The organism is Halomonas sp. I1, from assembly GCF_032334135.1.
GTDB lineage: Bacteria > Pseudomonadota > Gammaproteobacteria > Pseudomonadales > Halomonadaceae > Halomonas.
Genome location: NZ_JAVXUS010000005.1, coordinates 145,365 through 157,378, shown reverse-complemented (window position 1 = coordinate 157,378; position 12,014 = coordinate 145,365). Strand labels below are relative to the sequence as shown.

The window sequence follows — 12,014 nt, the reverse complement described above, 5'->3', positions numbered from 1 at the left end:
AGCAAGATAAGCAGAATCGGATCGAACAGAATAGCCGGCGGTCACGCGCGAGGCAAAAAAGAACCCGCCGTTGGGCGGGTTCTAGTCGGGCATCGCTGGGTGACAACGATTTCCTAGAAGGGCCTGATGGATAGTGAGGTGGTCGCCACTAGAGATAAATTAAGCCTGCCACTCATTTCCATGACCAAGGTGCGCCGGCCACAAAGCAATGGGTTCTTCGAGCGGCTGCACCGCACGCTGCTGGATGAGCACTTCCGCATCCAGGGGCGCACCAAGTGGTACGAGGCCTTGGAAGAGATGCAGGCGGGCCTGGATAACTACCTCGTCATCTACAACACCAAGCGCCCACATCAAGGCCGCAACATGAAGGGGGCGACGCCCTATGCCGTCTTCAAGAAAGGACTCCTCAAGGCGACGGAGAGGGAGCCCAGGAAAACGGCAGAAAACACTGCTTAACTATAGGGAGCCCACGGGGGCATGTGTAAGGCGAATACCATCACTGTACAATCGATACAATCGCATCAGAGGTGTGTCGCTAAACGAAGCATCAGCATTTCGAGTTGACAGGTTGAACATTTTTGATGCGACAACCTATCCAGAAACTCTTAACCTGCACACCTCTGAGTAAAAACATCAAGCAACATTCTCTCTAAGGTAACTCGCAGCATCTTTTGGGCTATCCACCACTTTAAACCCAACATTCAAATGATTCGCCACACCTTCAACTTCTTTATAACTTCTCAGTCTCTTAGACTTTGACCTGTAACCACTATCAATCATGGCAACGAGAGAAACCTTACTGTAATACTCCTTGATCATACTAAGTTCAAGACATGAAACCTCTGCCTTATATATCCTGCTATTTTTTTTAAATACGTAAAAATTAGCGGCCAACCCACCAGCATTATCAGCAAAGTCGAAGGTTTTCATTGCTCCGGCCACTCGAAGCTGACGATTAAAGAAACCAACTATATTTGAATTCATACTTAACAGATGATCATAAACAAAATCAGAGAACCCCTTGGCTGGCTCAGCAGACCCAGAACCCTTCTCGTAAAAATCCAAATAACTAAAAAAAGAAACCTTCCGCAATACTCTAGAATGAATTTCGCCTATTTCATAACCTTCAACAACTCGTCTCTTACCTAAAGAAACACCAGGCGCTACTTCTTCTCCACCACCAACTTTCCTTTCTTTCAAGAGCCGGACCGAATATTCACAGGCATGTTTGGCCAAGTTACCAACCGCTGCTTTCCGATCGCTGAACAGCGTTTCAGATAAATCCTTCCTCAAAGCGGTTTTATAAAAAAAATCTTTCTCGGGATTCTCATAACAAACTCCTACGCATATCCTCTCGTTTGAATCAAGTATAAGCTCCAAATAAACCGGCCACCAATTCAAGATAGTTGTAGTTTTCATAACGGAAAGCTCATCTGATTTAACTTGTGACTATCGCATGTTCTTTGCACCAAGCTCAGAATAGCTCGAGATCGATAGCAATAGGTTAAAGCATCCTCTTTAAGGAATTTTTTACCCCCTACTTCCAACTTATCATAAACAAGCGAAAGATCTTCCCACAAACTCTCGTACGCGACCCTAGGAACATCCTCATAAGAATTGCTATTCAAAAGCTCAAAAACCTTCTTCTCCACCCTCCTAAAGCTTAGCTCACTTGCACTTTTTGCAATAGACCACATCCAGTTATGGTCTCCCAACTCCACATCTTTATTGTTTTTACAAAGAACATGCTCATGATCAATCAAACAGACGGACTCGCCATCATATAAGACATTTTCATGATGACGATCTTGATTATACAAAACCTCATCAAAAACACCCATCAAAGCAACATCAGGTTTCTTCAAAAACTCTTCTGCAACCTTACTGCTCTCAAAAAATTCGCCAGAAAAATTACGACTCATATCTGGATATTTCTTAATCTCCATGGCAAAGCAAAAGATTCCTGAAAAATCCTCACCATTAGGAGTTGAACCATAGTCTTTCGGAATAAAAACCAAATAGGGGTCTGGAGTTGAAACGTCAAACAGTTTTGACAAAAACGCCGCAAAAAACTCTTTAAAAGCAAACCTCGGTGGAAGCGAAGGCTTTAGATAAACACTCACTATCTCACCGTCATGTCTTTCCACGTCCCCTTTATAGATACCCCATGTCGAAGATAGTTTCGACAACTCCATCCCCGCTAAAAGAGTACCTTCACTGAAGCTCATGTCTTGATCTCTTAATGAGTAATATTTTCTTCAACCACACGATAGCTGAAAATAAGGCAATAAAAAAGCCTGCTTTTCAGCAGGCTTTAAGAGTCAAGCAACTTCTAGATACTCACTCCCACTCGATGGTGGCGGGCGGCTTGCTGCTCACATCGTAGGTGACGCGGGAGACGCCGGAGAGCTCGTTGATGATGCGGTTGGAGACCTTCTCCAGCAGCTCGTAGGGCAGGTGCGCCCAGCGGGCGGTCATGAAGTCGATGGTCTCCACCGCGCGCAGGGCGATGACCCACTCGTAGCGGCGGCCGTCGCCGACCACGCCGACGGACTTCACCGGCAGGAAGACGGCGAAGGCCTGGCTGGTCTTGTGGTACCAGTCGGCCTTGTGCAGCTCCTCGATGAAGATGGCGTCGGCCTCGCGCAGGATGTCGGCGTATTCCTTCTTCACCTCACCGAGGATGCGCACACCGAGGCCCGGCCCCGGGAAGGGGTGACGATAGACCATGTCGTAGGGCAAGCCGAGCTCGACGCCGAGCTTGCGCACCTCGTCCTTGAACAGCTCGCGCAGGGGCTCGACGAGCTGGAGTTTCATGGTCTCGGGCAGGCCGCCCACGTTGTGGTGGGACTTGATGACGTGCGCCTTGCCGGTCTTGGCGGCGGCGGATTCGATCACGTCCGGGTAGATGGTGCCCTGGGCAAGGAATTCCACCCCCTCGATCTTGGCCGCCTCGGTATCGAAGACGTCGATGAAGGTATTACCGATGATCTTGCGCTTGGCCTCGGGGTCGTGCACGTCCTCGAGACGCGACAGGAACTGCTCCTCGGCGTCGACGCGAATCACCCGCACGCCCTTGTGGCTGGCGAAGGTCTTCATCACCTGGTCGCCTTCGTCCTTGCGCAGCAGGCCGTTGTCGACGAACACGCAGGTCAGCTGGTCGCCGATGGCCTTGTGCAGCAGTGCGGCAACGACCGAGGAGTCGACGCCACCGGACAGCCCCAGCAGCACATGGCGATCGCCCACCTGTTCGCGCACTCGGGCGACCTGGTCCTCGATGATCTGCGCCGGTGTCCACCAACGTTCCGCCTGGCAGATGCCCAACACGAAGTGTTCGAGGATGCGCTGGCCCTGCAGGGTATGCGTCACCTCGGGGTGGAATTGAACGCCGTAGAAGCGCTTCTCTTCCCAGGCCATGGCGGCGATCGGGCAGCTCTCGGTGGAGGCAATCACGCTGAAGGCGTCCGGTACCCGGGCGACCTTGTCGCCATGGCTCATCCACACATCGAGCAGGCGTTTGCCGCTCTCGGCCTCGATATGGTCGGCGATGTCCTCGAACAGGGCACTCTCGCCGTCCAGGCGGATCTGCGCATAGCCGAATTCACGCTTCTGCGAACCTTCCACGCCACCGCCAAGCTGCTCGGCCATGGTCTGCATGCCGTAACAGATGCCGAGCACCGGCAGGCCCATCTCGAAGACGCACTGCGGCGCACGGGGAGAATCGAGCTCGGTAACGGACTCCGGCCCCCCGGCGAGGATGATGCCGTTGGGATTGTAGTCGCGAATCTCTTCTTCGGTGATATCGAAGGCGCGGATCTCGGAATAGACCCCGATGTCGCGCACCCGACGGGCGATCAGTTGCGTGTACTGGGAGCCGAAATCGAGGATCAGGATCTTGTGGGCGTGAATATCTTGCATGAAATGGCCACCGCCGTTGTGGACTCAAGCACCGCGGCTTGGGTCACGGTCTGCTCGGAACAAAGAGGGAAGAATGAAGAAGGAAGAGACACACACTGTGGTGCCTCCTCCCCCTCTTCTTCCCTCTTATCTCTTACATCTTCCCTCTCGGGTGGGCGTTAGCCCGCACGATAATTGGGGGCTTCCTTGGTGATTTGCACGTCGTGCACATGGGACTCGTTGAAGCCAGCGCCGGTGATCTTCACGAACTCCGGCCTGGTGCGCATCTCTTCGATGTCGCGGCAGCCGGTGTAGCCCATGGAGGCCCGCAGGCCGCCCATCATCTGGTGCACGATGGCGCCCATCACGCCCTTGTAGGGTACGCGGCCTTCGATGCCTTCCGGCACGAGCTTCTCGACGCCTTCGCTCTTGTCCTGGAAGTAACGGTCGCTGGAGCCCTGGGTCTGCGACATGGCGCCCATGGAGCCCATGCCACGGTAGGCCTTGTAGGTCCGGCCCTGGTAGAGCTCGACCTCGCCCGGCGCTTCCTCGGTGCCGGCCAGCAGGCCGCCCACCATCACGCAGCTGGCACCGGCGGCCACGGCCTTGGCCAGGTCGCCCGAGAAGCGCACGCCGCCATCGGCGATCAGCGGCACGTCATAGGGCTTGAGCGCTTCGGCCACGTTGGAAACGGCGGTGATCTGCGGCACGCCGACACCAGCCACCACGCGGGTGGTGCAGATCGAGCCCGGGCCGATGCCCACCTTGACGCCGTCGGCGCCCGCCTCGGCCAGCGCCTTCGCCGCCTCCGCCGTGGCGATGTTGCCGCCGACCACCTGAATCTGCGGATAGTGTTCCTTCACCCAGGCCACCCGATCGATCACGCCCCTGGAGTGGCCATGGGCCGTGTCGACGATGACCGCATCGACACCGGCCTCGGCCAGTGCGGCAATACGATCCGGCGTCTCGGGGCCGGTACCCACGGCAGCACCGACCAGCAGTCGACCATCGCTGTCCTTGGCGGCGTAGGGGAAGGTGCGCGCCTTCTCGATATCCTGGAAGGTGACCAGACCACGCAGCCGGAAGTCGCCATCCACCACCAGCATCTTCTCGACGCGATGCTCCTGCATCTTGCCCTTGATGATCGCCAGCTCGGTGCCTTCGGCCACGGTGACCAGCTTCTCGCGGGGCGTCATGATATCGGCCACGCTGTCGCCGTGGTTAGGCTGGAAGCGCATGTCGCGCTCGGTGACGATGCCGACCAGGGTTTCTCCCTCCACCACTGGGAAGCCCGAGAAGCCGTATTCCTTGGCCATGGCCAGCAGGTCGGCCAGCTTGGCCTTGGGCCCGACGGTCACCGGATCCTTGACGATCACGCTCTCGTGTTTCTTGACCTTGCGCACCTCGGCGGCCTGCTGCGCGATGGTCATGCTCTTGTGGATGATCCCGATACCGCCTTCCTGCGCCATGGCGATGGCCAGGCGGGCTTCGGTCACGGTGTCCATGGCGGCGGAAACGAGCGGGATATTCAGGAAGAGGTTGCGAGTCAGGCGAGTTCTGAGGCTGACGTCCTTGGGCAAGACATCGGAGTAGCCGGGTAGGAGTAATACGTCATCGAACGTAAGAGCTTCTTGGGCCATACGTAACATAGTCGGCAACACCCAGTGAGCTGTGGAGGAGGGAGTGAAGTTAATCCACCATTATAACGCGGGCCACCGAATTCGGGCAATGTGAGTCGCGACCGGCGCTGCTGGGCAGCCCCCATGTCGCTCGAGCGGGACAAGGCCGGTATACTTAGCCCCCTCACGACTCTCATCGTTCCGTCGGGTCGGCAACACTACAGGAGTCTCCTTGCCCCCCATCATCGCTTCCTTTCTTCGCTTTCTGCCCACCCTGGCGCTGGGGCTGGCCGGCGGGGCGGCAGCCTTCGCCGTGAACCTGCCGCTGCCCTGGCTGCTCGGCGCCATGATCGCCACCACCGTGGCGAGCCTTTGCGGCGCGCGTCTGCGCTCCCCGGGGCGCGGACGCAAGGGCGTGCTGGTGGTGATCGGGGTGATGCTGGGCTCGGCCTTCACGCCGGAGCTCTCCGGCGACCTGGGGCTGTGGAGCCTGAGTCTTGCGGTGATGCTGGTAGCCACGGCGGCGATGATGGCCTTCTCGGTGTGGTTCTCGCAGCGCATCGCCGGCCACTCCCGGGAGACCGCGCTGTATGCCGGGGTGCCGGGCGGCGTCTCCACGGTCACGGTGATGGCGATGGCCTCCGGCGCCGACCTGCGGGTAGTGGGCATGACTCATGCGGTGCGCATCCTGGTGCTGCTGGTGGCGATCCCACCGGTGCTCCAGGCGATCGGCCACGTCGACTTGGCCGGCGCCACGCCGGACCCGTCGCGCTGGCTGTGGCTGCCCGGCCCCGTGGATGCGGCCTGGCTCGTCGCCGCGGGCTTCGGCGGCCTGTGGCTGGCACGCCTGCTGCGCCTGCCCAACGCGCTGCTGTTCGGCCCGGCGCTGGTCTCGGCGGCGCTGCACCTCAGCGGCGTCACCCACGCTGCGGTGCCACCGACGCTGCTCGCGCTGGCCCAGGTGCTGATCGGCGTTTCCGTGGGCGTGCGCTTCGCCGGCACCTCGCTGGCCCGGGTCGGCCAGACGCTGGTCATGGCCGTCGGCCAGGCGCTGGTGCTGCTGGCCCTCGCCGTGGTCGCCGCCTGGGTCGGCCATCTGCTGACCGGCTACTCGGCCGCCGCGGCGCTGCTCGCCTACATGCCCGGCGGCGCCCCGGAGCTGAGCCTGGTGGCGCTGACGCTGGGCATCGACCCGGCCTTCGTCACCACCCACCACCTGCTGCGCATCAGCGTGCTGGTGTTGATCCTGCCGGCGTTGCTGAGAACGCTCGAGCGTTCCGGGAGCTAGAACCCCCGGGCGCCTGACGGCGCCATTCGCGCGATGAATCGCGCTCCCACGAAAGGCGCGGGGGCCTCGGACAGCGGGTTGGTTGGCATCCGATGTGTCGGCGGTGAGACGCCGCCCGCCCGTCAGCCGCGGTGTTGGTCGAGGAAGTCGATCAGCCGCGGGAAGATATCCTCATGGATTCGGTTGCCCATGAATACGTCCTGGTGGCCGTAGCCCTCGAAGATCGCCAGTTGGTGGCGCCCCGGTACCACTTCCTCCAGGGCCCGGTGGCAATGGAGGTTGCTGTCGGTGAAGACCCGGTTGGTGTCGCCGGTCATGAACAGGCAGGGCGTCTCCACGGCCTCGGCACCGGCGATATAGTCGTCGGGCAGATCAGCGTAGCAGGGATCGTCGGGCTTCATGCGCACCGGGCGGTGGCCGCGCCCCAGCATCTTCAGCACGTGCTTGTGGTAGTTGAGCCCCACCGGGCCATAGAGGTCGCCGCCGCGGCGATGGGTGATCTCGGCGAGGTTCTCGTGCCGGTAGAGCGCCGGCCAGCCGGTGCCCCACATCAACGAGAGCATATGGCAGGCGGGCACGTCGCACTCGCGGTGGAACAGCGAGACCAGCTTCGAGAGCAGCTTGCCGATGGTCAGTCGCGGGTCCTCGCTCCAGCGGGGGCTGACGTAGGGCTGCTGGAGGATGCGCTCGATGATGAAGGGAAAGACGTGGCCCTTGATCCGCGACCAGGTGGGCACGTGCGGCGTCAGCGCCACGCTGTTGGCGATGCAGGAGCGGATGCCGGTGACGGTGCCGGCGAACAGCGCCATGGTGAAGCTCATGGCCCCCAGGCAATGGCAGATGACGTGGAGGTTGACGTCGTCGCCGGCCACCTCTCGGACCTTGGCCACGGCCGCGGGATGGTCATAGAGGGCGCAGTCGTCCATCGACCAGTCGCTGGGCTGGAGGTTGTAGGCATGGCGATTGCTCATGCGGAAGTCCAGGGTCCAGACGTCGGTGAAGCCGGCATCCAGCAGGCAGGAGACCAGGTTGTCGTGCTCGGGCTGGATGAACATGTCCGAGGAGGTGGTCAGGCCGTGGATGATCATTACCACGTCGCGGCATGGGGCCCGGCAGAAGCGCAGCAGCGACAGCCCCAGGCCGTCCTCGGTGGTGAAGTGATGAGTGCTGGTCTCGGCGTCCTGAACGCCCTCCAGGGTGTAGAGCGGTATCTCCCGACTCATGATGCCCTCCTTGATCGGTATGTCTCGCCTCACGCCTCACGCAAGTATCTCGGCCATGGCCCGCTCGGCCAGGGCGGCGATGGTCCGCGAGGGATTGAGTCCCAGGGCGCGGGGCACGATGGCGCCGTCCAGCACGTGCAGGCCCGGGTAGCCGAACACCTCGCCCTTGTGGTCCACCACGCCGTCCTCGGCGCTGGTGCCCATGTTGCAGCCACCCAGCGGGTGTGGGGTCAGCAGGTAGTCGAACAATGACCAGGAGGGCGGCTCCAGCGCCAGCCCGCCGGTAACCGAGGAGAGGCGCTTGTGACGCTCGATCAGCGCCTGGACGACGGGCCGCGAGCGGCGCACGTCGTAGTCGAGCTCGAGCGCCAGGTCACGATCGAACCAGCCGCGCTCCAGGCGCATCACGCCGTCGCTGGCGTCCACGCCTTGGCCGAACCAGGGCATCAGGTGGGCGTGGGGGTCCCGGCCACTCAGCAAGCCATCGAGCAGCAACCGCCAGCCCTCGAAGAGCCGTTCTCCCGCGGCGTGGCGCTCGAGGGCGGCGCGCAGGGCGTTGCCGACCACATCGGGAAAGCCGCCGTCCTCGACGAAGTAGCGCGCGCCGCCGTCGCTGCCGTCCAGGTAGTCGATGGCGCAGGTGATGGTCGGCCCCCGGGTCGGCGAGACATCGCGCCCGGCGTAGAGCGCCGGGGTGAGGAAATCGCCGTTGGCGCACCAGCCGTGGCCGAGCCGGGGCGACACCGCCGGCAAGGTGCGGTACTGATCGCGGCAGCGCAGCAGCAGCTCGGTGGAGCCCAGCGAGCCCGCGGCCACCACCACTCGATGGGCGCTTTCGCTGCCCTCGTCGCCACCGTCCAGGCGCCGGTAGCGCACTCGGTAGCCGTCTCCTTCCGGCTCGATGGCGTACACCAGGCACAGCGGCCGGATCTCGGTGCCGTGGTCCTCGGCCCGGGCCAGATAGTTGAGATCCAGGGTGTTGCGGGCCCCCACCGGACAGCCCAGGTCGCACTCGCCGCAATGCACGCAGGTCCCCTGGGCGAGGCCGGCGACGTTGGTCTCTTCCCGGCTGTGGCGCGGGTCGTGAGGATCCTCGAGGCCGTAGTGCCAGGCCTCGTCGAAGCGCACCGCCAGCGGCAGGTCGCGGAAGCGATCGGCGGCGCCGGTGGCCCCGGCGGCCTCGCGCATCAGCCGATGGCGCGCCGTGCGCTGGCCCTCGGGCAGGGTCTGGACCTCGAGCATGCGCCCGGTGGTGGCGTAGTGCGGCGCCAGGGCCTCGAAGTCGATCTCTTCCGGCCAGCCGTGGTCGAAGACGAAACGCTCGGCCTCGACGAAGACGTTGGCGTAGATCAGCGAGCCGCCACCGACACCTGCGCCCTGGGCCACGCCGACCCGCGGGAAGAGCCGCAGGTCCAGCCAGCCATGGTGGCGCTGCGGGGCCTGCGCATCGAAGACCCAGTCGTCGTCGGGACCGCGCGGCAGCTCTTCGGTAGTCCAGCGCCGGCCGCGCTCGAGCACCAGGACCCGCTGGCCGGCCTCGGCCAGCCGGCAGGCCGAAACCGCGCCGCCGAAGCCGGAGCCGATGACGATGGCATCGAAGCAAGTGCTCATGGCCGAGCGTCCCGGGCCAAGGGGGCGTAGAGGTCCCAGAGCTCGCCGAAGAAGAAGCCGCCGAAGGTGGCCAGGGTATGGACGTCGCCGTCCCCGGTGGGCCGCAGCGTCGACAGCAACGCCGTCAGCTGGGGCACGCCGAGCTCGAGGATGCCGGCGCCGATCACCTCGCCGTCGGTGTCCTCGCCCCGGTGCAATCGGGTATAGAGGGTGGTGGTGTCACGCCACAGATCGGGCCCCGGATCGTCGAACACGCGTTTCTCCCCGGCCAGGTAGTAGGCGGCGCCATCGGTCGTGAAGCCCAGTTCATAGACCATGCGCCGGCCCATGCCGTCGGCGCCGGCCGGGGAAAACAGCCGGAAGGCGCCGTTGGAGGCGTCCAGATCCATTCCCAGGGGCGGGAAGTCAACGCGCCCCGTGAGCCGCCCCGGGTGCTCGGGATCGGCCAGGAAGGCCGCCAGGTTGTCGATGGCCACGGCGGCGTGCATGGCCAGGCGGGTACCGGCCTGGCACCCCGCAGCTGCGCCGCATTCCGGCTCCGTCTCGCCCAAGGCGAAGGCGCCGCGCATGGTCTCCTCGAAGGCAATGCCCGCGGTCATGGCGTTCCTCCGTCAGTCCCAGGGCGCCAGTGGCAGATCGTTGGCCTGCACCCGCCGGCCCTCGGAATCGGTGACCTTCACCGGCTCCCCCTGGGCATCGAGCACCCGAACACGCAACCGATGACGGCCCTTGTCGAGCTCGAGCCGACAGAAGTTGTCCTCCTGGCTGAAGCCCCAGGCGCGGTAGTGCACCACCGGTCCGCTGTGATCGCCCTCTCCGCCCTCCAGCGGGAAGCCGTCGTACTGCTCGTCCTCGCGGGAGTCATGCACGAAGCCATTGGGGTCGCCGTCGGCGAACGGGAAGGGCCAATAGAGCGCCGAGGAGGTGACGTCGTAGGCGAACAAGCCAATATCGCCCTGCTCGTGCTCGAAGCTGAGCCGGGCGATATTGGCACAGTGCACATCGCCGCTCAGGAAGACCACGTTCTGGATCCTGTTATCGAAGATGTGCTGGAGGATCGCCTGGCGGGTACGTGGATAGGCCGGCCAGGCGTCGCTGGCCTCGCGCTTTTCGAGATTGGCCGCCAGGCGCTGCCTCTCGGGTTCGTCGCGGAGTTCGTTGCCGAGGCGCTCGTCGATGGGGCTCGGCGCGAAGACGCTGGAGGTAACCAGGAATTTGGGCACGTTGCCGTGCTCGCGTTGCTGCTCGCTCAGCCACTCGCGCAACCGGTCGAGCTGGCCGGGGTGGGCCGGATCGATGGTCGGCCGGCCCAGCAGGTGGTTGTCATGGAGGCCGGCCCGCTGCCGGTAACGCTGGGTGCGGGTATCAACCACGAAGAACGGATAGCCGGCGCACTCGAAGCGGTAATAGAGCCGGCGGCCGAAGCTGCGCGGACCATGGCTCCACTGGTAACTCATGTAAGCGCCGATGGCGATGTTGAAGAGGTGGTGATTGTCGCGCAGCCGGTCCTGGCTCCAGTTGTCCTCGATCTCGTGGTCGTCGAGGATCATGTAGACCGGCGAGCGACGCAGCAGGCGACGCATGTTGGGAGCCCCGAAGGCCTCGTGATAGCGCGACTGCATTTCTTCGAAGGTGTCGGCCCGGCCGATCGGCAGGTGGCGGTGGTATTTGTCGGCATAGATCTGGTCGCCCATCAACAATGTGAAGCGCGCCGGCCATCGCCCGCCCTGTCGCTGAAACTGCGCCGCCATGGGCGCGAAGATACGATCCGCCTCCTTGATCTTCCACAACAGGCCCGGGTAGCGGCAGGAACCGATCAGGAAACTCAGCTCGTCCGCCGGGCCGGCATCGGGGTCGGGGAAGGTCCGGAAGCGTGCCTCGCAGTCCGCCGAGTCGAAGCCCTCGAGCAGCTCCCCCATGGTAGCGAGTGGCGGCAGGCGTTCGGCCAGGTCACCATCGCCCAGGGATTCGGCGTCCGGCAGCGGATCGTCGACGGTCAGGGTCGCCATGCGCACCCGGTAGTCGGTATCCGGTTCCAGCGGGAAGGGGGCGGGGCCGTCCTCGCCGCCGAGGCTCGTCTCCTGGCCCAGCACGAAGGTACCGGTACGATCGAACTCGCGATGCAGGCGGAAATAGTAGGCCCAGGGTCGGCCCGCCTCGCCGGTGCGCAGCCGGCCGCGCTCGTCGACGACCCCCAACAGCCCCACCGTGCGCATCTCCGCACCGAGATGGGCGCCTTCGTCCCGGGGCGCGCGGCCACGGATCCAGAGCCGACAACGATCATGGGAGGTATGCCCGACGATGGGCCCGAGCTGAGGCGCGCGCAGTCCCGACATGATGGGCCTCCTCCGTTGGCGCGATATTCGGGGGATGCGC

At 62.8% G+C, this 12,014-nt stretch carries 9 protein-coding genes and 1 pseudogene; 2 read left to right on the top strand and 8 right to left on the bottom strand.

Features of this window, described 5'->3' with window-relative positions; translation table 11 throughout:
* Positions 1 to 183 precede the first annotated feature (183 nt).
* Positions 184 to 456, top strand: a pseudogene (locus tag RSO41_RS08660) (integrase core domain-containing protein); the annotation flags it as partial.
* Between the two features lie 177 nt (positions 457 to 633).
* Here the strand turns inward: RSO41_RS08660 and RSO41_RS08655 are convergent.
* The 4 genes from RSO41_RS08655 to guaB form a co-directional block, all read right to left on the bottom strand.
* Complete coding sequence (locus RSO41_RS08655) at positions 634 to 1,419, bottom strand: hypothetical protein (protein WP_315618717.1); 786 nt, start codon at positions 1,417 to 1,419, stop codon at positions 634 to 636.
* Positions 1,416 to 2,228 (bottom strand): hypothetical protein, encoded by an 813-nt coding sequence (locus RSO41_RS08650; protein WP_315618716.1) that lies wholly within the window; start codon positions 2,226 to 2,228, stop codon positions 1,416 to 1,418. Before RSO41_RS08650 ends, RSO41_RS08655 begins: the two co-directional genes overlap by 4 nt.
* 112 nt (positions 2,229 to 2,340) lie before the next feature.
* The gene (guaA, locus tag RSO41_RS08645; RefSeq protein WP_315618715.1) at positions 2,341 to 3,918 is read right to left on the bottom strand and encodes a glutamine-hydrolyzing GMP synthase; all 1,578 of its coding nucleotides are present in this window, start codon (positions 3,916 to 3,918) and stop codon (positions 2,341 to 2,343) included.
* 158 nt (positions 3,919 to 4,076) lie between these two features.
* Positions 4,077 to 5,546, bottom strand: coding sequence for an IMP dehydrogenase (gene guaB, locus RSO41_RS08640; RefSeq protein WP_315618714.1), 1,470 nt, complete (start codon positions 5,544 to 5,546; stop codon positions 4,077 to 4,079).
* Positions 5,547 to 5,748: 202 nt separating this feature from the next.
* Here guaB and RSO41_RS08635 point away from each other — a divergent pair, with 202 nt between their 5' ends.
* Positions 5,749 to 6,804 carry an AbrB family transcriptional regulator gene (locus RSO41_RS08635; protein ID WP_315618713.1) on the top strand — a complete coding sequence of 352 codons (1,056 nt, stop codon included), beginning with the start codon at positions 5,749 to 5,751 and terminating at the stop codon, positions 6,802 to 6,804.
* A 122-nt stretch (positions 6,805 to 6,926) separates the two neighbouring features.
* Here RSO41_RS08635 and RSO41_RS08630 read toward each other — a convergent pair whose 3' ends face one another.
* The 4 genes from RSO41_RS08630 to RSO41_RS08615 are packed head-to-tail and all read right to left on the bottom strand — an operon-like array spanning position 6,927 to position 11,974.
* Positions 6,927 to 8,027 (bottom strand): alpha/beta fold hydrolase, encoded by a 1,101-nt coding sequence (locus RSO41_RS08630; protein WP_315618712.1) that lies wholly within the window; start codon positions 8,025 to 8,027, stop codon positions 6,927 to 6,929.
* 36 nt (positions 8,028 to 8,063) lie between these two features.
* On the bottom strand, positions 8,064 to 9,638 hold the full coding sequence (locus RSO41_RS08625; RefSeq protein ID WP_315618711.1) for a GMC oxidoreductase: 1,575 nt from the start codon (positions 9,636 to 9,638) through the stop codon (positions 8,064 to 8,066).
* A complete protein-coding gene (locus RSO41_RS08620) occupies positions 9,635 to 10,237 on the bottom strand; it encodes a hypothetical protein (protein ID WP_315618710.1) in 603 nt (200 codons plus the stop codon). Before RSO41_RS08620 ends, RSO41_RS08625 begins: the two co-directional genes overlap by 4 nt.
* 12 nt (positions 10,238 to 10,249) lie before the next feature.
* Positions 10,250 to 11,974 (bottom strand): alkaline phosphatase D family protein, encoded by a 1,725-nt coding sequence (locus RSO41_RS08615; RefSeq protein WP_315618709.1) that lies wholly within the window; start codon positions 11,972 to 11,974, stop codon positions 10,250 to 10,252.
* Positions 11,975 to 12,014: the final 40 nt, after the last annotated feature.

Coding starts and splice junctions, on each gene's coding strand:
- RSO41_RS08655 (WP_315618717.1), bottom strand. CDS start 1,419: ATGAAAACTACAACTATCTTGAATTGGTGGCCGGTTTATTTGGAGCTT.
- RSO41_RS08650 (WP_315618716.1), bottom strand. CDS start 2,228: ATGAGCTTCAGTGAAGGTACTCTTTTAGCGGGGATGGAGTTGTCGAAA.
- guaA (WP_315618715.1), bottom strand. CDS start 3,918: ATGCAAGATATTCACGCCCACAAGATCCTGATCCTCGATTTCGGCTCC.
- guaB (WP_315618714.1), bottom strand. CDS start 5,546: ATGTTACGTATGGCCCAAGAAGCTCTTACGTTCGATGACGTATTACTC.
- RSO41_RS08630 (WP_315618712.1), bottom strand. CDS start 8,027: ATGAGTCGGGAGATACCGCTCTACACCCTGGAGGGCGTTCAGGACGCC.
- RSO41_RS08625 (WP_315618711.1), bottom strand. CDS start 9,638: ATGAGCACTTGCTTCGATGCCATCGTCATCGGCTCCGGCTTCGGCGGC.
- RSO41_RS08620 (WP_315618710.1), bottom strand. CDS start 10,237: ATGACCGCGGGCATTGCCTTCGAGGAGACCATGCGCGGCGCCTTCGCC.
- RSO41_RS08615 (WP_315618709.1), bottom strand. CDS start 11,974: ATGTCGGGACTGCGCGCGCCTCAGCTCGGGCCCATCGTCGGGCATACC.